Source organism: Enterococcus alcedinis (genome assembly GCF_014635985.1).
In the GTDB taxonomy this organism is placed as follows: Bacteria; Bacillota; Bacilli; order Lactobacillales; family Enterococcaceae; genus Enterococcus_I; species Enterococcus_I alcedinis.
Genome location: NZ_BMDT01000010.1, coordinates 12,398 through 36,384 on the forward strand (window position 1 = coordinate 12,398; position 23,987 = coordinate 36,384).

Annotated in this window: 17 protein-coding genes; 15 read left to right on the plus strand and 2 right to left on the minus strand. The window is 36.1% G+C overall.

From position 1 onward, the window contains the following. From IEV09_RS09960 to IEV09_RS10015, 12 genes are all read left to right on the plus strand, one after another. A complete protein-coding gene (locus tag IEV09_RS09960; RefSeq protein ID WP_188368156.1) occupies nt 1-1,161 on the plus strand; it encodes a hypothetical protein in 1,161 nt (386 codons plus the stop codon). Continuing rightward, nucleotides 1,154-1,888, plus strand: coding sequence for a WecB/TagA/CpsF family glycosyltransferase (locus tag IEV09_RS09965; RefSeq protein WP_229731703.1), 735 nt, complete (start codon nt 1,154-1,156; stop codon nt 1,886-1,888). Before IEV09_RS09960 ends, IEV09_RS09965 begins: the two co-directional genes overlap by 8 nt. A gap of 83 nt (nt 1,889-1,971) precedes the next feature. Next, nucleotides 1,972-3,384, plus strand: a complete 1,413-nt coding sequence (locus tag IEV09_RS09970; RefSeq protein WP_188368157.1) for a lipopolysaccharide biosynthesis protein — start codon at nt 1,972-1,974, stop codon at nt 3,382-3,384. A gap of 1,022 nt (nt 3,385-4,406) precedes the next feature. Next, nucleotides 4,407-5,435 (plus strand): acyltransferase, encoded by a 1,029-nt coding sequence (locus IEV09_RS09975; RefSeq protein WP_188368158.1) that lies wholly within the window; start codon nt 4,407-4,409, stop codon nt 5,433-5,435. A 444-nt stretch (nt 5,436-5,879) separates the two neighbouring features. After that, the gene (locus tag IEV09_RS09980) at nt 5,880-7,931 is read left to right on the plus strand and encodes a GH25 family lysozyme (protein WP_188368159.1); all 2,052 of its coding nucleotides are present in this window, start codon (nt 5,880-5,882) and stop codon (nt 7,929-7,931) included. A 171-nt stretch (nt 7,932-8,102) separates the two neighbouring features. Then, on the plus strand, nt 8,103-10,223 hold the full coding sequence (locus IEV09_RS09985) for a glucosaminidase domain-containing protein (RefSeq protein WP_188368160.1): 2,121 nt from the start codon (nt 8,103-8,105) through the stop codon (nt 10,221-10,223). Nucleotides 10,224-10,469: 246 nt separating this feature from the next. Beyond that, nucleotides 10,470-11,192 (plus strand): methionine ABC transporter ATP-binding protein, encoded by a 723-nt coding sequence (locus IEV09_RS09990; RefSeq protein WP_188368161.1) that lies wholly within the window; start codon nt 10,470-10,472, stop codon nt 11,190-11,192. Beyond that, a complete protein-coding gene (gene emtB / locus IEV09_RS09995; RefSeq protein WP_188368162.1) occupies nt 11,189-11,860 on the plus strand; it encodes a metal ABC transporter permease EmtB in 672 nt (223 codons plus the stop codon). Before IEV09_RS09990 ends, emtB begins: the two co-directional genes overlap by 4 nt. A gap of 8 nt (nt 11,861-11,868) precedes the next feature. Then, complete coding sequence (locus tag IEV09_RS10000) at nt 11,869-12,690, plus strand: MetQ/NlpA family ABC transporter substrate-binding protein (protein WP_188368163.1); 822 nt, start codon at nt 11,869-11,871, stop codon at nt 12,688-12,690. A 160-nt stretch (nt 12,691-12,850) separates the two neighbouring features. Beyond that, nucleotides 12,851-14,686: an LTA synthase family protein gene (locus tag IEV09_RS10005; protein ID WP_188368164.1), complete on the plus strand. Its 1,836-nt coding sequence runs from the start codon at nt 12,851-12,853 to the stop codon at nt 14,684-14,686. Between the two features lie 68 nt (nt 14,687-14,754). Continuing rightward, nucleotides 14,755-15,318, plus strand: a complete 564-nt coding sequence (gene efp, locus IEV09_RS10010; protein ID WP_188368165.1) for an elongation factor P — start codon at nt 14,755-14,757, stop codon at nt 15,316-15,318. A 679-nt stretch (nt 15,319-15,997) separates the two neighbouring features. After that, nucleotides 15,998-17,665: an extracellular solute-binding protein gene (locus IEV09_RS10015; protein WP_188368166.1), complete on the plus strand. Its 1,668-nt coding sequence runs from the start codon at nt 15,998-16,000 to the stop codon at nt 17,663-17,665. A gap of 106 nt (nt 17,666-17,771) precedes the next feature. On the opposite strand, the gene IEV09_RS10020 is transcribed toward IEV09_RS10015, so the two are convergent. Further along, the gene (locus IEV09_RS10020; RefSeq protein WP_188368167.1) at nt 17,772-18,041 is read right to left on the minus strand and encodes a GIY-YIG nuclease family protein; all 270 of its coding nucleotides are present in this window, start codon (nt 18,039-18,041) and stop codon (nt 17,772-17,774) included. After that, nucleotides 18,031-18,768, minus strand: a complete 738-nt coding sequence (locus IEV09_RS10025; RefSeq protein WP_188368168.1) for a tRNA1(Val) (adenine(37)-N6)-methyltransferase — start codon at nt 18,766-18,768, stop codon at nt 18,031-18,033. Before IEV09_RS10025 ends, IEV09_RS10020 begins: the two co-directional genes overlap by 11 nt. Nucleotides 18,769-18,935: 167 nt before the next feature. Here IEV09_RS10025 and IEV09_RS10030 point away from each other — a divergent pair, with 167 nt between their 5' ends. From IEV09_RS10030 to IEV09_RS10040, 3 genes are all read left to right on the plus strand, one after another. Further along, nucleotides 18,936-19,553, plus strand: coding sequence for a lysophospholipid acyltransferase family protein (locus IEV09_RS10030; protein ID WP_188368169.1), 618 nt, complete (start codon nt 18,936-18,938; stop codon nt 19,551-19,553). Between the two features lie 180 nt (nt 19,554-19,733). Further along, nucleotides 19,734-20,864, plus strand: coding sequence for an exonuclease SbcCD subunit D (locus IEV09_RS10035; RefSeq protein ID WP_188368170.1), 1,131 nt, complete (start codon nt 19,734-19,736; stop codon nt 20,862-20,864). A gap of 2 nt (nt 20,865-20,866) precedes the next feature. Then, a complete protein-coding gene (locus IEV09_RS10040) occupies nt 20,867-23,977 on the plus strand; it encodes an AAA family ATPase (RefSeq protein ID WP_188368171.1) in 3,111 nt (1,036 codons plus the stop codon). Nucleotides 23,978-23,987: the final 10 nt, after the last annotated feature.

A 23,987-nucleotide genomic window follows, 5' to 3' on the forward strand; every position in this document is an offset into this window, starting at 1 on the left:
TTGAATAAAATTATCAAAAAGTCTTATGAAATTAAAGATGTATATTTCTTTTTAGGTATCGTATTGTTGACGATTACGGTGTTTTTTTCACCAGAATATATTAACCCTATTAAAAAATACATAGGAGTTATTGCTGTTATACTTTTTTTAGCGAAGATTTCTCTATCCGAGTACACTAAAAAAGAATATATCATAGCTTTTTTTTGTGGAGTAATACTATGTATCTCAACATATTTTAGTGGGCGAGAAGCCTTACTGATGAGTTATTTTGCAATACTTTCATCTAAAAATGTCGAGATTAGAAGTATATTCAAAACTATTTTTTGGGTAGGTTTGATATCCTTAATTACATCGATAGCGGTATATTTATCAGTGGATGGATTTTCACAATCACTTTTGGAAAGTAGACAATTTTTTGGTATAGAAGTATCTGTTTCAAAAAATAGTTTGGGATATTCCCATGCTAATATGTTGTATCTTTTAATGTTCGTATTGACTAGTATTTACGGATTCCTAAAGTTTAAGACACTAGGAGTTATAGATTATGTGGCTATTTTACTAGTGTCAATTGCTTTTTTCGCCATAACGTTCTCAAGAACTGGAATAGTTGTTTCCTTGGCGTCTATTATTATTTTATATATTTTAAAAAGATCTAATCGTGATAGTTGGATATATAAAGCAATACCTTATATTCCTTTAATATTATTAGTGCTTTCTTTCGTGCTTCCTCTTATATATAATGTGTATCCTAACGGAATCATGCATATTTTGAATAGGACATTATCAGATCGTATCTATTATTCTGCGGAGTTTTTAAGAGTTGCGAAACAAACCTTTTTTGGAACAGATGTTCACGGTTTATTAGGTGGAGAAAATGACTTTCCACTTAGAGCAGATAATAGCTTTGTCTTAATTTTACGGGCGTATGGTTATATTAATTTTATCATATTGTCTTTTTTGACATTTAAAATTAGTAGACAAGAATTCAAAAAAGAGGAATGGTATATAATAATTATTATGTATTTGTACTGTTTTACAGAGGGTTTTTTTGTAATTGCTGTACAAAATGTTTCATTATTTATTTTGAGTAAGAAGTATTTTAAGTATACTGAAATTCAAAAAAATCTTTTAGGTATGTTATGGAGGAAGTCAATTGAGTGATAGAATTAGAATATTTAATACTTATGTAGATAACTTAACGATGAGTGAAACATTAGAAAAAGTATCTGACATTATAGATAAAAAAATACCTACACAGCATGTAGTCTTAAATGCATCGAAAATTAATTTGATGAAGAATGACAGTAAACTAACAGACATTGTAAATTCTTGTAGCGTAATTAATGCAGATGGTGCTTCTATACTTTGGGCGGTAAAAAAAAATAACAAGGTACTGAAAGAACGAGTAACAGGGATAGATTTATTTGAAAATTTATTGCCTCTAGCGGAAGAAAAAGGGTACCGTATTTTTTTGTTTGGCGCAAAAGAAGAAGTTGTTCGCACAGTAAAAGAAAAGATAGAAAAAAAATACCCTGCTATTAATATAGTGGGAGTGAGAAATGGGTACTTTGACGAAAGTGAAAACCAAACTATTGTAAAAGAGATAGCTTCAACAAAACCAGATATCTTATTTGTTGCATTTTCATCACCAATGAAAGAATATTGGATCTCAGAACATTTATTAGATTTAAATGTACCGTTTGTTATGGGAGTTGGAGGTAGCTTTGATGTTCTAGCAGGTAAAACTAAGAGAGCACCTCGTTGGATGCAGAAGTTTGGTCTGGAATGGTTCTATCGATTTATCCAAGAACCAAGAAGAATGTGGAAAAGATATATAGTTGGAAATCTTAAGTTTGTTATATATACATATCAAACCAGAGAGAAGTGAATATCTACTACGACTTGAAAAAAGTATTAGATTTCTATGTTAGAAAATGGTTTTCAAAAAATACTAATGGAAGGAGTGTATGAATGGAAAAATTATTAAAAAAATTTGTTGGATTCTCTGTAGGTCCAATGATAGCAGCTGTAATATCGTTTATTACTGTTCCTATTATCACATATTTTGTTTCACCAGAAGAGTTTGGGAAGGCTAGTATGTTTACAGTTGTTCAAACATTGGTGGCTTCGTTTATATTTTTAGGAATGGATCAATCATATACAAGAGAATATCATTATGTAGAAAATAAAATTAAGTTATTCCAAAATGCAGTAATGATTCCATTGATGGTATCTTCTATATTCATCTTTATTGGTGTTATTTTTAGATCTCAAATCTCTTTTTTCTTATTTGAAAATAGTGAGTATCATTTTATTTCAATTCTATTTGGTTTCATGCTTGTTTTTATGATTTTAGAGAGATTTATATTACTTTCTATTCGAATGGAAGAAAGAGCTTTAGAATATTCCTTTTATTCAGTAGTTGTGAAAGTTGTTGTTTTTATAGTAACTCTATTGATGTTGTATTATGGGGAAAGAAATTTTCTAACTATCGTATATTCAACTATATTTGGGCAAATCGTTGGTGATATTTTATTAATAATTGTATTTAGAAAGTTATTTAAATTTAATTTTTCTTATTTTGATAGAACGCTAATGCATAAAATGTTTGTGTTTGGAATTCCAATTATTATAGCGGCTTCCTTGTATAGCTTCTTGAATGCAATTGGACGATTTTTCCTAAGAGGAAATAGCACATTTACTGAAATCGGAATTTACACTGCAGCTTTAAAGGTTGCGGGAATTTTGACTTTGGTTCAGACTATGTTTACAAGTTTTTGGGTTCCTTTGGCATATAGGTGGCACAAAGAAGAAAAAGGTATAAAGTATTATAGTTATATGAGTAACTTAATATTATTTATAATGACGTTGGTGTTTTTCTTCGTGGTCTTCTTTAAAAAATATATTATTTTGATATTAGCTCCAGAGTATCGACAAGCAGCATTTGCTACAGCGCTTCTTTCATTAGCCCCAATTTTATATACTGTAAGTGAAACAACTACTTTGGGAATAGTTTTTTCAGGGAAAAGCCAATATAATGCCCTAACTAGTTTTATATCTATCTTTCCAGCAATATTTCTTAATTATTTATTAGTCCCTAATTATGGTACAGTAGGAGCGAGTATAGCTACAGCTGTTTCATATGTTTTTTTCTACTTTTTTAGAACGTATTTTTCGAAAAAATGTGGATTTAATATAAATACAACGATGCAAAACCCTGTAATTTTGTTGTTGCTGACTACTTCAATCATAAATGCATTTGATGTACCTGGGATATTGTATTATAATATACTACTCTTTATTGTATCGATATTGCTTCAGTACGGAGTAATTAATTCTACAATGGATATAGTTAAAAATTCTAGAGAATGGGATTTTAGTTAATACTTAATAGATAAATTTATAGCTGAATAATTCATATAACTTCACTGACGGTACATAGATAACTTTTTATAATTAACGAAAATATCTGAAAAAAACTAAATTTTTTAAGACAAGTGCTAGTGCAGAGGATGACCTTTTTCCAGAAATTTTATCCATTATTCAATTGAAGTAGAAGTAACAACAATATTAAATACATCAACGATTCGAACAAAATTGATTGAGTTACTGTTTTTCAGGTTCAGGACTTAGATAATTAAAGGCCCTTTATTAGTAAAAGGGTGTGACAGTTATGTTCAATTCAATCTTTACTAAATAAGTAAGTAATGCTGTGATCAAGGTCAGAATCACTTGGTTAATCGTTTCTTGTCTGCTTTGAGAGTATAGAAGTTTGATATTGAGGTTCTGTTTTAAGTGCTTAAAACAGAACCTCAATTTTCTATCGTAATTGATACATGTCTGCGACTTAATTGCCTGAAATATCAAAACGAGTGGTAACTATTTTTGTACTTTTGTCAAAATCGTTACGAGTCGAAAACCTTGTGTCACATAATATACGACATGGCCAAGAGTAACTTGTGGATTGCTGATTATTTTTCAATCAGCTATTTTGGATTATTCAATAGTTAATTAATTTAAGACTAGATTTTGAATATTGGACTTTATCCTTACGACAAAGACATAGCCATCATTGTGCAATCAAAGTTTTTAATATTTTTGGGTTGCTTTTGAAAAAATTTTAAAGCTGTTTTATTGTTATACTTATCAATGCATGGGTCCTTCTTATTGGTCTTGGATAAGTCATCCTTGATTCAGTATAAGGATTTTTTTCGTATAGAATAGTGGATGAAACCATGTGTTTTTAGTATGTTGGCTTCTCTATTGATTATTCTGATTATTATTTTAGTTGGTTTTGCTCTCAACTATTTATTATGTCAGATTAGTTTGTTTCGGAAAATATTATAGAAATTAAAAATGAATTAGTGTGTTGAATATAAATTGATGTGCCATAGGAGGATTTAGTGTTGTTAAAACGGGTTGTGTATTTTGATTATTTGAGAATAATTGCAACATTTGCAGTTATTGTTTTACACGTAGCAGCTAGAAATATCGAGCTATTTGAAATTAACTCGCTACAATGGAATGTATATGTGTTTTATGATAGCTTGGTAAGATTCTCTGTACCAATTTTCATTATGATTAGTGGGGCATTATTTTTAGGTACGAATTATAATTTAAAAACTATTTTTGTAAAAAGAATACCGAGACTCGTAACTGCTTTCATTTTTTGGTCTCTTCTATACGCATTGATCAATCCTAACTTCATTGGATTAAAAGAAATAGTTATAGAAACGATAAAAGGACATTCACATATGTGGTTTTTACCAATGATTATAGGATTATATATAAGTATCCCAGTATTATCATTAGTATCTAAAAATAAACTGGTTTTACAGTATTTTATAAGCGTCTCATTTGTATTCAGTTTCGTTTTACCTACGCTTACTATTTTAATTAACGACTTTGGTACACCTAATCTGATTTTAATTACTAATAGCTTAAATAAAACGATAGCTTTGACTAATATTGGAGCAGTTTCAGGGTATTTCTGTTATTACGTTTTAGGATATTATTTAAGCACTAAAGAAATTGATACGAAAATAAAAAAATGGATATTCGTACTAGGGGTCTTTGGAATCTTATCGACATATCTTCTTACAGTAAAAGCATCTGTTAATATAGCTAGGTTATCTGTTAATTACTTTGCGAATATTTCAGTTAATGTTTTTCTAGCTAGTGTAATGGTGTTTATACTGGGAAAAACGTATTTAAATAGATTTGATAATAAGATTGTTAGAGATCTCTCTAGATATACTTTTGGAGCTTTTTTGGTACATGCATTAATTATTTCGAAGATTTATGAGTATTTTGATTTTTCGACGCTAAGTCCGGTCACATCTGTTCCAATAATCTCGATAATAGTTTTTTTGATTTCTCTCCTTATTAGTTTTGTTCTGAATAAAATACCTATAGTCAATAAGTTTATTGTTTGACTTATTACTGAAGGCTTGTATATTAAGGGTTATTGCTTTTTGTGTATTTTTTTAGACCTTGAATGCCAGCGCCTAAAAACTAAAGTAAGTGGTTAATAATAATACGAATACAAAAAAATATGATCCCAAACTATACTTGAATTATCATGTTAGATTGGAAATCATATTATTGAAGAAAAAAATACTGTTATTCCAGTTCCCCTTAGGGAGAATGTACGATCCGACCGTTTAATACTGTACATAAACCAAAGTTAACCTGCCAATTGAGTATTCAGGAATTAAGTAACATATTTTTTCTAGAACTACTTCAAATTATTTACATAAAAAATCATTTTTTTAAAATATAACAATATTTACTAAAACCACTCTTAAGCCGATATAGCTTGAGAGTGGTTTTTTGTGTTAGAATAAACAAAGGATAATATAAAATTAAGGTGGGGTAAAATGAAGCGGAAAATAGTATTAGGGTTGATGGCTAGTAGTCTGTTGGTAGCGCCATTACTTCAATCAATACCAGTATTGGCAGAAGGAACGGAAGAGATGGATAGTACGTATGTTTCAAGCGAAGAGTACGCTACTGAAACGATAGAAAGTACCGTTCCTAGTGATGTTTTGAGCGAGCCTTTAGTGACAATTACAAATGAGTCGCTAGAAGAAATGTTAGAATCATCGGTTCTGGCATCAGAGGAATCTCAAGCGACTGAAGCAAGTAGTCAAGAACTATTTAGTGAATCGGAAGAACAGCAATATGAAGAGGTCTTTTACAATGGTCAGTGGTTTAAATTTCCTGTACAACCGTATACAGAAGAACCAGTAGTTGATCCTAATGCCAATCATGAATTAGGAAACACAGTTAATACCATGTTAAAAAGTCGCTCGAAGGCAGATATTATTACTGAGGATCAAACAGGAAGACCGAAGTGGGACTTCATTGATGTTGCATCTTATCAATCTGATTTATCTGTAAAAGATTATGAATACATGAAAAAGCATGGAGTAACGGGTGTCGTCGTTAAGCTAACAGAAGGAACAAGTTATAAGAATCCTTATGCGCAAACACAAATTGAAAATGCTAAAAAAGCAGGATTGAAAGTGAGCACCTATCATTACAGTCATTTTTTAACAAAAGAAGGTGCTGAAGCTGAAGCGGCGTACTACGCTGCAGAAGCAAAACGTTTGAACTTACCGAGTAACACGATTATGGTGAACGATATTGAAGAGAATTTTAATGCGTTCTCAACTCAAAATTCGATCTTCTTTGCCAATAAATTAAAAGATTTAGGTTACCCTACAACGATGCACTATTCTTATGCAAGCGCATTTGAACGTGGTCTTTTAGCATCAGAAATGCTTGGTGCAAAAAATCTATGGATAGCACAATATCCCTATCAGCCGAGCGATAAAAATATTTTGCATACTGCGCATAGTGCATGGCAATGGTCAAGTTCGATGAAATTTACAGAAATAAAAAATAAAACGTTTGATGTAAATATGGATCATACTGGGATGTTTTCAAACCGTTCAGCGATTGAGGGTGAAGTAGAAGATATCAAACCGGTTTCTGAAAAAGTGATTAATAAATATGCGACAATTACGGCAAAAGATTTTATTTTTTGGAATGACTTGTCGTTTAAAAAACAAAATGCGACAAGTAGTCAATATTTCCAAAAGACGTTATATGTCGATAAAGAGTACACTTACGCGGATGGTGTAAAATACGTATCCGTAAAAGATAGTAATCAAAAACAAATTGGGATTGTTGATTCCCGCGCTTTAACGTATGCAACGAGTCGAGGTGGGATTTATATTTCTCATTCGCTGTATGTGACGGTTCGTTCAAAAAATTATAAGATTTGGCAGAACTTTAATTTTTCAACAACGCGTGGAATAACGGGTCAATATTATGATCAAACGGTGCAAGTGCGAGGGAAGTATCATCACTTTAATGGTTCAATCTATTACTCCTTATACACAAATGATGGGAAATGGATTGGTTACGTCGACGCAATGAGCGTTCGTCAAGGAAGTGGTCAGCAAGGGATTCATTATAAGTATGGAAAATTTGTGACAGTTAAAGGAAATTATAATCTATGGCGTAATTTTTCATGGAATAATCAGACGAAAGCAAGCCTGTACAAAGGTCAGACCATTGAAGCTCGTGGCTACTACAATCACTTCAATGGTTCTCGTTACCTGTCTTTATATGACAACAAAGGCAAATGGTTAGGTTATATTAATGAAAGAGGGGTTAATACTGAAAAGAGTCGCGGTGGTGCAGCTCTGGCAGCAAAGTTTAATAAAAAAATTGTGAAACGTAATTACACGATTTGGCAGGACTTTGGTTTTAGTAAGAAAAAAGCCAATAGTAATCAGTACCTCAATCAAACACTTTACGTAGCAGTGCAATACCGTCACTTTAACGGTTCGACTTACTATTCACTTTATAATTCGAAGAACCAATGGCTTGGCTACATTAATGCTAACGCTACAAAATAAACAATTATTTTAAAACACGTATCGTTGAGATTTAGCTGTCAACGATACGTGTTTTTATTTTGTAGAAATCTTATAATTATGATAACAACTCTTTTGCTGGTACGAGGTTCGAGTAGTTATCAATGTGACCGTGTTATAATGAGCTGACGACAAAAAGAAAAAGGGTGAACGATGATGAAAAGAATCATGAAGGGTATTGTTACTAGTAGCTTACTTATTCTGTCATTCTCAAGTATTCCGGTTGTTTTTTCAGATGAATTTACAACTCCTCCGTCGCTAGAATCAATTGTGGAAAGTTCAACAGAGGAAACATTAATGACAAGCGAAACGTTAAATGAAAGCGAATTCTTTAGTGGAGAGTTCGAGTCGGAAGGAAGTTCATCGGTGATTGAAACCTTCGATTCGACCCAATTTGAAGAGAGTGATGATTCAAGTGTAGCAACGACAGAGACGACTATTAGTGAGTCGTTGTTTGAGGAATCGGTTCAAGGTAAGTTGATGCTAAAGACCAATGAGATTATTTCTGAAAAAGTGATTGGGAAATATGCAACAATCACTTCAAAAGATTTGATTTTATGGGAAGATTTAACTTTGCAAAAAGAGAAAGCGAGAAGTAGTCAGTATTACTTGCAGACATTGTTGGTTGAAAAAGAATTTAAGCTTTCAGATGGTAAGCAATATCTCTCGTTAAAAAACAACAAAAATCAGTTATTAGGTTATATAAGTGCGACAGAATTAAAAATCGTTGATGGTCAACAAGGTCTGTTTCATAGTATCGATCAATTTGTATCGATTAACGGGACCTATACAATTTGGCAAAATTTCAAATGGGAACAACGTCATTCTGCGACGCAATTTAAAAATCAAACCTTCCGAGCAAAGGGTATCTACTATCATTTTAACGGCTCACGTTACTTGTCGCTCTATAATAATAAAAATCAATGGATTGGCTACATCAATGAAAATGGGGTAAAAAAAGCGATAGGTGATCAGGGGGCTTTTCAATCCATTTCGCGTTATGTTTCTATCAAAGGAACGTATACGATTTGGCAAAATTTCAAATGGGAAAAACGTTATTCAGCCAGTCAATTTAAAAATCAAACATTCAAAGCAAAAGGTATCTACAATCATTTCAATGGTTCCCATTACTTATCGCTCTACAATCAAAAGGACCAATGGGTTGGCTATATCAATGAAAAGGGGACCGATGCAGCAAGAGGTCAAGAAAGTATTTATCATAGCTATGGCAAATACATTAGTATCATAGGAAATTACGATTTGTGGCGTAATTTTTCATGGTCAAGCAATGTTCATTCCAGTAAATACCAGGGGCAAACATTTTTAGCAAAAGGGATTTATTATCACTTCAATGGTTCTCGCTACTTATCTGTCTATGACAATAAAGGGAATTGGCTAGGGTATATGAACGCTGATGGCGCTAAAGTGGTCTCAGATCAACAAGGTACCTACCAAAGTTATGGTAAGACAGTCACGGTAAAAACAAACAATTATGCGATTTGGCGTAATTTTAGTTGGTCGTCTAAAGCCAGTGGTAGTCATCTCGGGAAAAAATATCTAGCTAAAGGTGTCTACCAGCATTACAACGGTTCACGCTATCTCTCTTTATATGACAATAATCGTTGGATTGGCTATATCAATGCACTTGGTACCACTGATACGACGTCTCGTTGGGTGAAAGAAAATAATAACTGGTATTACTTGAACAATCGTGGCCAAGTGACAAAAGGTTGGGCTCAAATTGACAATCGTTGGAATTATTTCGATGCATCTGGTATTAATATTGATGATTCGCAAGCCCGTTTTATTGGTCAGAGTATCGATACTGCTCGCAGTATTGCTGATAAAAACCAACTGTATCCGTCAGTGATGCTTGCACAAGCCATTTTAGAGTCGAATTATGGAACGAGTGAATTGGCGAGAAAAGCCAATAACTTTTTCGGAATGAAATTTAAGGAAAATGAAGATGAAGGTAAATATGAAAAATACTTCGTTGAAACGAAAGAATACGACGCCACGACAGGTGAAACGGTGACGATTTTAGCTGCATTCAGAAAATACCCAACTCTCTTGAAATCATTTGAAGACAATGCTTTAAAATTACGACAAGGCGTAAGTTGGGATCATAATTACTACTCTGGTACGTGGCGTGAAAATGCCAAAACGTATAAGGAAGCGACAAAAGCTTTAACTGGTAAATACGCAACCGATCCGCTTTATAATCAAAGTCTTGATACCCGAATTGAAAAATGGCGATTGAACCAATTTGATTAATGTTGGCGTATACTGGATTCTTTTTAAACAACCAGTTCTTTCTGGTTGTTTTTTTTGTGTCTGCGTTCTATAATGAATAAAACAGTTTTTAAAACTGTTTTATTCTGTTTTTACTGAACAAACTTTCTTGTTTATGTTTATAAATAAAGGTTTATTGTTCATTTTTTTCGTGAAAATGAACAAAGGGAGAGTTGGATAGTAGTACAGATGGTTTTATTGTTTGGTATAGGTGGAAGGGGGATTGAAATGTATCAGCTGAAGCAGGTAAGTCATGCTTATGGTGAAAAACAAGCGATTAATGAATTATCTTTTTCAGTTGAAAGAGGTTCGTTTGTTGGGGTAGTTGGTAAGAGTGGTTCAGGGAAATCGACGTTGTTGCGTCTATTGAATTTAATGGAATCACCTAGTCGAGGCCGTCTATCAATCAATGGGTTAGATGTGGGAGAACTTTCTACAAAAGAAAAGCAACGCTGGAAACAAAAAATAGGGATGGCTTTTCAACATTTTAATTTATTGAATAATTTAACGGTGGCTGAAAACGTCGCATTACCTTTGAAGTTGATTGGGCAAAAGGATCAAGCGTATGTCACTGAATTGTTGGCTTTTGTTGGGCTACAAGAAAAGATGACGGCTTATCCGAGTCAGCTTTCGGGAGGAGAAAAGCAACGGGTTTCAATAGCACGGGCACTTGTGCGAAAGCCTGAAATTTTGTTGTGCGATGAGGTGACCAGTGCGTTGGATGAGGAATATGCGGATGAGGTTTTAATCTTATTGCAAAAGATTCATCAAGCGTTTGGTTTGACGATTTTCTTTGTCAGTCACGATTTAGCAGCGGTTAAAAAGGTTTGTCATCGGGTGCTTGTTTTAGAAGAGGGCAAGTTACAAGGTGAGGTTATGAATACACCGATTAAGGTTGAGATGGATACCGTGACCTATTTTGAAAAAGTTCAAAGGAGGTTAGCACCATGACCTTGTCTGAACAAATCGTTTATTATTGGCCAGAATTACAGTTATCGCTTGAGCAAACGGCAATTATGATGGGAATTTCTTTGTTTTTTGCGCTAGTGATCGGTTTACCACTGGGGATTGGATTATTCTTATCGAATCCTAAATTTACGCAAAAAAAGACAGTCAGCTATTGGGTATTAAATGCCATTGTTAGTGTGATTCGTTCGTATCCCTTTTTACTGTTGGTCGTGACGCTGATTCCGGTCGTACGTTTCTTAATTGGTAGAGCTTTTGGACCGGTGCCGGCTTCATTTCCATTGAGTTTAGTTGCGGTTGCAATTTTTGCCCGTCTGGTGGAACAAGTCTTACTAGACATTCCGCAAGAGATACGATTATTAGCCGATTCACTTGGTGCGAATAAGTGGCAATACATTTGTTACTTTTTGTTAGTGGAAGGTCGGAGTGGCTTGATATTAGCCTTTACGACAACAATTGTGAGTATGGTCTCGTATTCTACGGTGATGGGAATTGTTGGCGGTGGCGGGATTGGTGATTTTGCCATTCGTTACGGTTATCAAAGTTATCAGTACGGCATTATGTATCTTGCCATTATTTTGATGGTTTGTTTTGTATTTTTAATTCAAATGATAGGTAATCAAATCGCCTATCAATTAGATAAAAGAAAGTAGGATGGAAAATGAAGAAAATTGGTTTAGGGGTAGTCGCACTTGTAGCGATGGTTACGTTAGCAGCTTGTGGTGCAAAGGATAAAGAAGCAGGCAATGCAAAAGAAGATAAAGTGATCACGGTTGCTGGACAAGCAGCACCAATGACAGACGTTGTCAAAGTCGCAGCAGAAGTGGCTAAAAAAGATGGCTGGGAAATTAAATTAGTTCAAGTCAACGATAACGTGGCTTATAATGATATGGTCGCTAGTAAAGAAGCCGATGCTAGTTTTGCGCAACATGTTCCATTTATGGAAAAGTACAATTCAGAAAAAGCGGCGAATCTGGTAGCCATTCAACCAATTTACGATGCAAAAGTTGGTTTTTACTCAAAAGATTACCAATCAGTTGACGAAATTCCAGAAAACAGCAAAGTGGCGATTCCCAATGATGCTTCAAACGAAGGTCGCGCGTTAGCGATTTTAGCTGAGCAAGGCTTAATCACTTTAACTGAAGGTGTTGGAACGAATGCGACAACGAAAGATGTAATTGAAAATCCTAAAAACTTGGAATGGTTAGCCGTTGATTTATTGAACTTAGCGGAAGCTTACAGTGAACCAGGTGTTTCATTGGTTTATAACTATCCAACGTATATTTCTAAAATTGGTTTGAAACCAACCGATGCATTATTCTTAGAAGAAAACATTGACGATCGTTTCTCTATTCAATTAGTGGCACGTGAAGACAATAAAGATTCAGAAAAAATTAAAGCATTGCACAAATACATGACAAGTGATGAAGTCCGTAACTTTTTAGAAGAAGAACACAGCGATACATTAGTACCTTCGTTTTAAATCACTTCAATACTATTTAAAAGGCACTTAAGCGAATCGAATTCGCTTGATTGTCTTTTTTTGGTTAATATTTTATTAAAACAGAAGTGTGTTTCCGCAGTATCGTTGATTTATGGTATACTTTTGAGAAGAATGATTGACAGAAAGTAGGCAGAATTGAATGTTATTTTTATGCGGATTGTTATTATTTATCGCAGCGAAAATCCTACCTAGACAAAAGCGTGTGACCTTTATTTTATTACCGTATTTAGGTTTAATTATGAGTTGTTTGACCTTGATCTTTTGGCGCAGTGCGGGATTGGATATTTGGAATTTTTGGACGTGGTTTTTACCGATAGCGGGTGTTAACTATATACACACTTTCTTAGCGATATTAGCTGCATTGATTGTTTATGGTGGATTAAAAATGGTATTAAACTTAATAGAAAGCGGACGATTGAAGCGGCGAGCTGCTCTAAAACGCCGACAAATTATTGCGATTACTTGTTCGAGTATTGTCGCTTTTCTTGGGATTTTATTAGGTGTTTGTAGTGTTTGGGCAGTGAATTCTTTTGGTAATATGACATTTGACCAAATGGTTTATACGTTGAGTCAGCCACTGGGTGATTCAGATCCCAGTCAAGTCATCCATTTTATTGAACACCCCTTACTTACGACGCTGAATCTCTTTTTTATTGTCTTTAGTCTGTTTGTGGTATTTTCACTTTATACGATTTCGATAGGAACAAAGAAGCGCGAAAAATCGTTACTGACACTATTGGTGGGTTTGACGAGTTTTCTGGTCGTGGTGAGCAGTGTCTTTATTGGTGTGAGAGAAATTGGTTATGCGGACATTAAGGCTTATTATTTTGAAGAATCAGATATTTACGAACGTTATTATGTCGATCCGACGAAAGTTGAAGTGACGTTTCCGCAAGAAAAACGAAATTTAATTTATATTTACTTAGAATCAATGGAAAGTAGTTATGCCTCACGAGAAGTTGGCGGGATAAAAGATGTGAATCTGATTCCAAATCTAACTCAACTGGCTTTAACTGAAGGGACCCATTTTTCAAATAATGAAAATTTAGGGGGCTTTTATCAAGTACCAGGTGCGAATCAAACGGCAAGTTCAATGGTGGCTCAAACATCCGGTTTACCATTACGCGCAGCAGGTGGCGATGTTGATGCGAATCAATATGGGCAAGATGGAACGAACTTTTTCCCGGGGGCGTATTCCCTTGGTGAAATCCTTGAAAAAGAAGGCTACAATCAGCGTCTAATGATGGGTTCGAGTCGTGATTTTGCTGGGCGTGGGAAATACTTTACCCAGCATGGAAATTATGAGATTCAAGATGTTTACTGGGCACGTGAGCAAGGTCTGATTCCGGAAGATTATTGGGAATGGTGGGGCTTTGAAGACCGTAAGCTCTTTGAGTTTGCTAAAGATTCGATTACGGAACTAGCAAATCAAGGCGAACCGTTTAACTTCACTATGTTAACGGTCGATACGCATTTTGAAGATGGCTTTGCGACAGAAGAGACGCCAAATTTATTTGGTGACCAATATAAGAATGTAATTTTTGATAACGATCGTCGCTTAATGGTCTTTTTAGATTGGATTAAGCAACAACCGTTTTATGAAAATACAACAGTCATACTCGTTGGTGATCACTTAACAATGGACAGTGACTTTTTTGATGAAGAAGATCCATTGTATCCGCGAACCGTTTATAATACGATTTTGAATGCGCCATTAGAAGCAATTCAAACGAAAAATCGACAAGCGACAGCGCTCGATATGTATCCAACGACGTTAGCAGCCTTAGGAGCAACGGTTCAAGGTGAACGTTTAGGGTTGGGAACGAACCTTTTTTCTAAGCGTGAAACGCTTGCTGAACAGCTCGGATTTGATGCATTGTATTCAGAATTAACGAAGCGTTCTGAATTTTACAATGAAGCATTAATGAAGGGAACAGATCAAGAAGTTTTGCTTAAGCGAGAAGCAGAGAAATGACGTTTGTCAAAAGCCTTTGGTTCTGCTAAAATGAATTGAATGATTTTTACATGAAGGGGATAAAGAATATGATTACAGCAGTAGATTTAAGAGCTGGTATGACGTTTATTCAAGACGGGAAATTAATTAAAGTCTTGGATGCAAGCCACCATAAACCAGGAAAAGGCAATACCGTTATGCGTATGAAATTACGTGACGTAAGAACAGGCGCAACATATGATACAACTTTCCGTCCAGACGAGAAATTTGAAAAAGCACACATCGATACAAAAACAGTTCAATACCTATATACAATGGACGATACTGGATTCTTTATGGACTTAGAGTCATATGATCAATATGAAATCCCAGTTGAAACAATCGAAGATGAAATGAAATTTATCCTAGAAAACATGGAATTAAGCATCCAATTCTACGGTTCAGAAGTGATTGGTGTTCAATTACCATCAACAGTTATCTTACGTGTTGCAGAAACACAACCATCAATCAAAGGTGCAACGGTTACTGGATCAGGTAAACCAGCAATTATGGAAACTGGCTTAGTAGTTAACGTTCCAGATTTCATCGAAGCTGGTGAACTATTAGAAGTTAACACATCAGAAGGCACATACCAAAAACGCGCAGGGAAATAAAGAGGTTATTTCTTAAGCGATTAGCGTCTCGGTCATAAGCAAAAAATCGTTTGAAAGTGTTTTTTACTTTCAAAAAGATTCTAGCTTATGACCGAGACACTGCTTAAGAAATGCCGTTTCAAAAAGAGGCTATTTTGAGAGTGCCTAACTGTGAGAAATAAGAGACAATCCCCAGAAAAATCGACCTTTGATTTCTCTGGGGATTTTCTTTGATGATGTGTAATAGAGATTGTGTGATTGTATATAAAATAAGTATTTTATATAACATTCATATATAAACGTTGATATATCAAGGGTGAAAAAATACAATAGAAATATTGTAAGCGCTTTAATTATGATGTATGCTTAACTTAATCAGGAGGTGTTACCTTGTGGGGAGCTTAAATACAGTCAGTCTTTTATCCAATAAATAATGTTTCATTGGTGGTTATGTGAATAAATCCTTTGAAAGATTGTCAACGAAGATTTGTGACTAGTTGGACTCATAAGGTTTTGGAGTATGTTATCTTTAGCAACATAATAACAACACTTACTTTCGATGACGTAAAATAAGCGAAAGGAGAGTCGTCAAAAAAATCACTACTTTGTACATTAGCTGGGCGGATTTATATTTCATTTCATTTCATTTTTTATAAGATTGTTCGAGTTAGAAAAAATCTAATATACGGGAGAGAAAAAGATGAAAAAAACAAAATTACTTATGGGTGCATTGGTTTGTGGAATATTATTAGCTTCATGTGGTAGTAATGGGAATAGTTCTAGCAGTGAGGATAGTGGCAAAGTAAACACTGAAAATACGGATAAAAAAGAAAGTAACGTTGAATTGGGAGCGCTGGGTGAATTTCCAATCGTTAAAGAAAAAATTACAATGACGATGATGGGACCAGGCGTAGGAATTGCCGAATGGAAAGATATGCCAGCGCTGCAGACGATGGCAGAAAAAACAAATATTGAGTTCGACTATATCACGCCACCGATGGCTGACTTTGCGACGAAATTAAACCTAGCTTTTGCTAGTGGTGATATCCCGGATGTTTTATTTGGGACAGATGGGAATAATTTGACGCCAGCAATGGAGATGGACTATGGTAGTCAGGGGATTTTAGTGCCAATTGAAGGTTATATTGATGAACATATGCCGAACCTGAAAAAAGTATTAGACGAAGATCCATCGATTCGTAAATCGATTACGACACCAGATGGTCATATTTATACCTTGCCAATGGTTTCCAGAGGAGCAACAGCTATTTGGCCACGTGGGCCACTTTGGTATAATGGCGAATGGCTAGAGGCTTTAGATGTCAAAGAATTACCAAAAACCACGGATGAATTTTATGACTTACTTGTACGTTTCCGTGACGAAGATCCCAATGGGAATGGTAAAAAAGACGAAATCCCAATGCTGGATGTAAAAATGGATTCGACACGACCTTGGTTATTAGGCGCCTTTGGTCTGACCAATCGTGAAATTGAAGAAATTGATGGTAAAGTAGTTTATGCACCAATTACAGATAACTATAAAGAATATGTGACTTTTATGAACAAATTATATTCCGAAAAGCTAATCGACCAAGAAGTGTATTCACAATCCGATGAGCAGAAAAAAGCCAAGGGACAAAACAATCAATTAGGTTTATTCCCTGACTGGTTCTCATTCTTTACAACAGGTAAACCAGAGAGCGAGGCAGTAACCGATCCAATGTTCTACCCATTAACATCTGAAATTAATCCTGATCGTATCGCACCAGGAAGTACACGTTTAGGGCGTGCAACTTTTGCAGTGACAAAAAATAATCCATCACCAGAAGCGGCGTTACGTTGGGTTGATTACTTCTATTCTGAAGAAGGATCGGACTTAATTAACTCTGGTCCAGAAGGGGCGTTATGGGAATACGCGGAAAATGATAAGGGTGAACAAGTTCGTATCTATACAGAAGGTGTCAACCTTGATAACACGGAAGAGTCTCGTGCAAAAGTGACACCTGCATATGGTATTCCTGTGCCACAATTAGGTCAGGAAAAATCAGAACCGATTTTAAAAGATGCGAATCAAGAAGTGGATACGAAATTCCAAGACTTCATTGAAGCAGAAACACTCGAAAAAGTGACGCCATTTGCTAAAGTTACGTTCCCATTATTATACTTAACGAATGAAGAATCTGAAAAAGTTCGTGATGTAGCAACGGATTTAAAAACATATGTTGAGCAGATGGAAGCCAAATTTATTACAGGTGTTGAGCCAATCGAAAATTGGGATAAGTATGTCAAGACAATTGAAGGGATGGGTGTGAAAGATTACATTCAAGTTCATCAAGAGGCATACGATCGTTGGGCGAGCGCGGAATAGTTTTAAATATTAGAAATAAACTCGTAAATAAAAATGACGACTCTTACTTAGAACTAATTGGTTAACCTAAATTATCAAAAATCATAAAAAGACAAAGAAATGTGGCTTATATCACATCTCTTTGTCTTTTTAAATAACTTTCTTTTTGTTTTCTCGTTAGTTTCTTAAAGGCTGCTTCAGCTTTTGTTGCTTCGCTTCGTGTTTCAAAGTCTTCTTGATGGATCATTGTTAGAGGGCGCCGTTTGGCTAGGCGGGTATACTTTGCACCGATTCCTTCGTTGTGTTCGTTCAAGCGTCGTGTCGGGTCGGTGGTGTAGCCGGCGTAAAAGGTATTGTCTTTACAGTGTAAGACGTAAAAGTAATGTTTACTCGCCATAAAGCATCTGTCTAAAAATGGGTGTATACTCGCCCTTTTCATCATAAGTAATAATCGGAGGTGCGACTTTAAAGCCATCTGTTTTTCCGTCTTTAATGGCTTCAACTAGTAAGATATTGGCTTCTTTTCCTTCTTTAGGGTAAACAAATTGTACACGCTTCGGTGCTAAACGGTATTTTTGCATCGTATTTAAAATATCTAAGAAACGATCGGGGCGATGAACAAGCGCCATCCGACCATTGGTTTTTAATAAACGACTAGACATCTCTAAGACTTCATCAAGATTGGTATGCAACTCGTGTCGTGCGATCGCCAGATGAGGATTGGGATTTTTAATACCGGTTGGTACGTCTTTAAAATAGGGTGGATTGCATAACAATAAATCAACGGAATTGTGTGTAATATGAGCTAAACTGTCTTTTAAATCGATTTGAAAAACCGTCATTTGCTCTTCTAAGTGATTGAGTTCAATGCTTCGTTGGGCCATATCGGCTAACTTTTCTTGGAGTTCGACTTGATAAATTTGGGCGTCAGTTTTACGACTGACGAAAAGGCCGACAGCACCATTACCCGCACATAAATCGACAATCACGCCACGTTTAGGGATTTTAGGAAAATTTGCTAATAAGACGGCATCGAGTGAAAAAGAAAACACTTCGGAACTTTGGATAATTTGAATATCTTCTGCGTAGAGTTGGTCAATACGCTCATGGTCATGGAGTTGCAACAAAAAACGCCCCTTTACTTGTTTGAATCGTGCTTCTATTTTAACATAAAAGTGTGGCTTGTCGAAAGCTTCGTCAAAAGTTGAAATCTTTTGGCAAAATACTTGTTAAATGGGGATTTTTTTTGCATACTAAGAGGTAGTATAAATAGAGAAGAGGAATAGAAAAGATGTTTTTTACTTTTATGCGTGGCCTCGTGCGTGTGGTTTTATTTATCGTCAATGGTCCATTTGAAATTCAAAATAAAGAAGCATTGCCAAAAGATGAGAATTATATTTTAGTTGCTCCTCACCGGACGTGGTGGGATCCGTTATATATGGCGGTTGCTGCTAGTCCGAAAAAATTCGCTTTTATGGCAAAAGAAGAATTATTTAAAAATGCCTTTTTAAGTTTCATTTTAAAAAATGCCAATGCTTTTTCCGTTAACCGTGTAAAACCAGGACCAAGCGCGATTAAGACACCGGTCAAAATTTTGAAAGAAACCGACTTAAGTTTAATTATGTTCCCGAGTGGCACTCGTCATTCAACCGCTTTAAAAGGTGGGATGGCGATGATTGCGAAGATGGCCAAAGTTCGAGTAGTACCGGTCGTTTATCAAGGTCCTTTAACCTTAAAAGATTTATTCAAACGTAAAAAAGTGGTCGTGCGTTTTGGCGAACCAATTGACTTGTCTGATATTAAAAAGTTAAACACAGAAGGCCTACAAGTCGTGGAAGAACGCGTACAAGGTGCTTTTGATGGCTTGGATAAAGCAATCAATCCTGAGTTTAAATATGAAGTGAAATAATCGTTAATGATGAATAGCTATTTACTAGAAAGGGGAAACCTTTTTAGTAAATGCTATTTTTTGTTTTTCTTTATAAGAAAGTCTTTTTCAATAAGTTTTTTATTCATCTCATTACCATTTTATTTTCCCTTGTGCTTAGTGGTATAATAGAAAGAAGCTATTTTTTTCAGGAGGGATACGATGCGGTTTTTGCATACAGCCGATTGGCATATTGGCAAGAAGCTTCATGGTTATGATTTGTTAGAAAATCAAAAGGCAGCGATGGAAGAAATTTTGGCAATCGCGAAGAAAGAAGCAGTCGATGCGATTATTATTGCCGGTGATTTATATGATCGCTCAGTACCAGGCATTGAATCGATTGAGTTATTAAATAAACAATTTATCCAAATGAATTTGGAAGCTGAACTTCCCATTTTAGCGGTCTCGGGTAACCATGATTCAGCGACACGATTGGCAACGGGAGGACCGTGGTATAAGCAACGGAATTTTCATTTGCATACGACATTAGAAGAAGCACTGGTTCCCGTCGAGTTTCCTGAGGTGCAATTTTTCTTGTTGCCTTATTTTGAACCGATTGCGGCTCGTTTATATTTTGAAGACGATTCGCTTAAAACGATTGGGCAAGCAGTTGGGCGTGTTGTTGAAGCGATGGCATCTGCGTTTGATCCAAATAAAAAGCAAGTACTGGTCTCGCATTTTTTTGTGGCAGGCAGTTTGCGAACAGACTCGGAGACGAGTGTTGAAGTCGGTGGTTTAGATGCGGTTCCTGTGGATGTTTTTGCAGCTTTTGATTATGTTGCATTGGGTCATTTGCATTCCAAAAATGCGATTAAAGAAGGGAAAGTCCGCTATAGTGGTTCCTTATTGAAGTATTCTTTATCTGAAATTAATGACGAAAAAGGCGTCTGGTTAATCGACAGTCAGACGATGGAACCGGTTTTTCAGGCGTTGACACCGTTGCAAGATATTCAACATTATCAAGCAAGTTTTGCTGAATTAACCAATCCAACGATTTATCAAACGCTGGATCGTCAAGCTTTTTGGCACTTTGAGATTACGGATCGGGCGATTATTCCAAATATGATGAATCAGTTACGAGAAATTTATCCTTTTGTTTTGACGGTTGAACGAACGAATGGGCATGACGTTGTTGTCCAAACGACCAAAAAACGTTCAAAAAAAGTGGCACCGACAGTTGTCTTAGCTAATTTTTTTAATGAAGTCACAGGTGAAGAACTAACGGATCAACAACGTGAGTGGCTTGAGACTGGTTTAACAATGGCCTTAGATACAGAAAAGAAGGAGGACTGATTATGCAACCAAGAACATTAGTCTTGCAAAATTTTGGTCCTTTCATTCATGAAACGATTGATTTTAGTCTCTTTGAAGACGGTGGTTTGTTTTTAATTAGTGGGAAAACCGGTGCAGGAAAGACGACGATTTTTGATAGTATGACGTACGCTTTATTTGGTGAAACATCGGGACAGCAACGTTCAGGAAAAGAGATGCGTTCACTATTTGCTTCACCGGATGAAGTAACGAAAGTCGCGTTTACCTTTGAATACCAAGGATTGTTTTATGAAGTTGAACGGACACCCGAACAAACCTTACGCAAAAAACGTGGGGAAGGAACGACCAATCAAGCCAGTAAAGTCGTTTTAACGATTTTTGATCGCGAAATGAAAGAGCAACGTCAATTGACAAAGCGCACAGAAGTCGACACATTCATTAAAGACTTGCTGCAATTGGATGCGAAGCAATTTTTCCAAGTGATGTTATTACCGCAAGGAGAATTTCGTAATTTTTTAATTGCTTCAAGTGCGGATAAAGAAAAACTTTTACGTAATTTGTTTGGCACAGCGCTGTATCAACGTTTGACAGACTGGTTAAGTGAATTATTTAAAAATAAAAACAAAGAACTTGATAAAAAACAACAGCAAATGCAAGCGTTAGGTGAGAATTTTATTTGGTTGGATCAAAAGATTGAAAGTCCGACGCTGCAAGAACAATTGACTCATTGGCAAAATGAGCTAGCCGCATTTGCAGTGGCGATTGAGCAAAATGAAAAAATCGCACAAAACTTAAAAGCTGAGGTTAGTATAAGTGAAAAAGCTTTTTATGAAGGCCAACAATTAGTTGAACAAAAAAAAGCATATGATGAACGAGTCAAAGCGTTTAAAGACCTAGAGCAACAGCAATCAATGATTGATCAGCTACGTGCTGAGGTGATTTTTTTAAGTCAGTTAGAAAAAGACCAGCCGCTTTTAGTTCAAGTTGATCAGACAAGACAGCAATTGCGTACTGAAAAAAAAGCAGTCGATGAATTGAAGCAAGCGCTCAGTGAGGTCGAAATTCGCCTGAAAGAATGGCAAGATCATCGAGCCTTTCACGAGCAAGAAGTTTTGCGATTAAAAGACTTGCACTTGGCCAATGAACGATTCACGCGCTTGTTGCCTTTAACCGAACAAGTGACGCAACTAGAAACGGAGATAGCGACGAGTCAGCAGGCCATCTCAACTTTCAAGCAAAGTGCCGAAAGCTTGACGCAACAGTTAGAACAAGTCAAAATTGATTTAGACCAACTGAATGAACAATTAGAGGAGAAAGAACAATTACAGCAAGAAGAATTATTGTTAACTTCCCTTGAAAATCAAGTCGAGCGTTGGAATGAAACGACGCAAGAAATCACAAAAATAAAGCAATCCCAGGCTGAAACGAAAGCCTTATTTGAAGAGGCACAACAGCTTTTAGCTAAAAAAGAAGCAAAAGCAACCGCGCAAGAACAAGTCTTTAAGCAAGTTCAAAGTGAATATGCCAAGTTGCAAATTGAAATTTGGCGTCAAAAGCTCCTGCCAGGTGAGCCTTGCCAAATTTGTGGTTCGCTAGAGCATCCCTATTTAGAGGCTACGAGTCACTTACTGGAAGACGCGACTCCGGTTACGCAAGAGCAAGTTGAGCAAGAAGAAATTTTATGGCAACAGTTAAAAGAACAAGTCATCAAGCAACAAATGGCGATGCAAAAATTGTCTTTGGCAAGTGAGACGTTATTGGAACAGTCAACCAAACAAGCACAGATCCAATTAGAATTAAGCCAAACGATTCAAACACGCTTACCTTTTACTGCGGAGCAAACACCGCAGATGGCTTTTGAAGCACGTCAACTGGACTTCCAACAAGCGGTCGCGCGTTTTGAGCAGCTGGAACAGCAAGTGGCGAATTGTCAAATAACGCAAGCCGACTTACTAGAAAAGCAAGTAGTAAATCTAGCCCAACAACAGCAAGCAGCGGCTGATTATTTACAACAGCAAACACGCTTAGAGAGTTTACTTGAACAAGTTGAAGGTTTAACGCGTGCCGAAGTTTTAGCCCAACAGGCGCAGACTCAGACGCAAATCACAGAATTAGAAACAAGTATTACTGAATACGAACAACAAGGGCAAGGATTACAGCATCAACAAGTCACTTATACCGAACGTTTAGCGGCTAAGCAAGCACAGGTAACGACGCTTGGGCAACAGCTAGTGGAACAAGAGCAAGCGGTAGAAGCGATTTGCGCGCATTACGGTCAGACAGTCGATGAAGCGATGCTACGTCAACGTCTCGTGGAATTAGTTGACTTACCACAACAAGTCGCGCAAGTTACAGCTTACGATCAACAGCACCAATTTTTAAGTCAACGATTAGCTGAAGAGGCAAAATTTGCAACGTTGGTATTACCTGATATGGTTCATTTGGAAGAAAAATATCAAAGTGATCAAGCGAAAGCGGAAGAACACCAACAGTTGTACTTCCAACAATTGAGTGATTATAAACGCAACCAGTCATTGTTGGCAGAGTTGGAGCAACATTGGCAAGCCAATCAAATCGCTTTAGAAGAACTCGCGCAATTACAACAGTTAGCCGAAACGATGAAAGGCAGTAATAGTGAGCGATTAAGTATCGAACGCTACGTTTTACAGTCCTTTTTAGTTGAAGTCCTAGAGGTGGCCAATCAACGTTTAAGCAAGCTAACCCGCAATCGTTACCAGTTTTTATTGGCAGAAGATAAAGGGAGCTATCGTAATTCAACAGGGCTTGAGATTAATATTTATGATGACAATGCTGGCACCTCACGCCGAGCCCAAACGTTATCAGGTGGTGAAAGTTTTATTGCCGCATTGGCATTAGCCTTATCATTAGCCGATGTGATTCAACAGCGCTCAGGTGGGATTGCGATTGAAGCCTTATTTATTGATGAGGGTTTTGGCTCGCTCGATGAGGAATCGTTAGAAATGGCGATGCAAGCGTTAGAAATGATTGAGCAAGAAGGTCGTTTAATCGGGATTATTAGTCACGTGAGCGAATTGAAACACCGTGTCTTACAACAATTAATTGTCGAAACAAATGGTTCAGGCCAAAGTCATACGAACATAAAAATAGGGTAGGAGAGATGTT

Coding starts and splice junctions, on each gene's coding strand:
- IEV09_RS09970 (WP_188368157.1), top strand. CDS start 1,972: ATGGAAAAATTATTAAAAAAATTTGTTGGATTCTCTGTAGGTCCAATG.
- IEV09_RS09980 (WP_188368159.1), top strand. CDS start 5,880: ATGAAGCGGAAAATAGTATTAGGGTTGATGGCTAGTAGTCTGTTGGTA.
- IEV09_RS09985 (WP_188368160.1), top strand. CDS start 8,103: ATGATGAAAAGAATCATGAAGGGTATTGTTACTAGTAGCTTACTTATT.
- IEV09_RS09990 (WP_188368161.1), top strand. CDS start 10,470: ATGTATCAGCTGAAGCAGGTAAGTCATGCTTATGGTGAAAAACAAGCG.
- emtB (WP_188368162.1), top strand. CDS start 11,189: ATGACCTTGTCTGAACAAATCGTTTATTATTGGCCAGAATTACAGTTA.
- IEV09_RS10000 (WP_188368163.1), top strand. CDS start 11,869: ATGAAGAAAATTGGTTTAGGGGTAGTCGCACTTGTAGCGATGGTTACG.
- IEV09_RS10005 (WP_188368164.1), top strand. CDS start 12,851: ATGTTATTTTTATGCGGATTGTTATTATTTATCGCAGCGAAAATCCTA.
- efp (WP_188368165.1), top strand. CDS start 14,755: ATGATTACAGCAGTAGATTTAAGAGCTGGTATGACGTTTATTCAAGAC.
- IEV09_RS10015 (WP_188368166.1), top strand. CDS start 15,998: ATGAAAAAAACAAAATTACTTATGGGTGCATTGGTTTGTGGAATATTA.
- IEV09_RS10020 (WP_188368167.1), bottom strand. CDS start 18,041: ATGGCGAGTAAACATTACTTTTACGTCTTACACTGTAAAGACAATACC.
- IEV09_RS10030 (WP_188368169.1), top strand. CDS start 18,936: ATGTTTTTTACTTTTATGCGTGGCCTCGTGCGTGTGGTTTTATTTATC.
- IEV09_RS10035 (WP_188368170.1), top strand. CDS start 19,734: ATGCGGTTTTTGCATACAGCCGATTGGCATATTGGCAAGAAGCTTCAT.
- IEV09_RS10040 (WP_188368171.1), top strand. CDS start 20,867: ATGCAACCAAGAACATTAGTCTTGCAAAATTTTGGTCCTTTCATTCAT.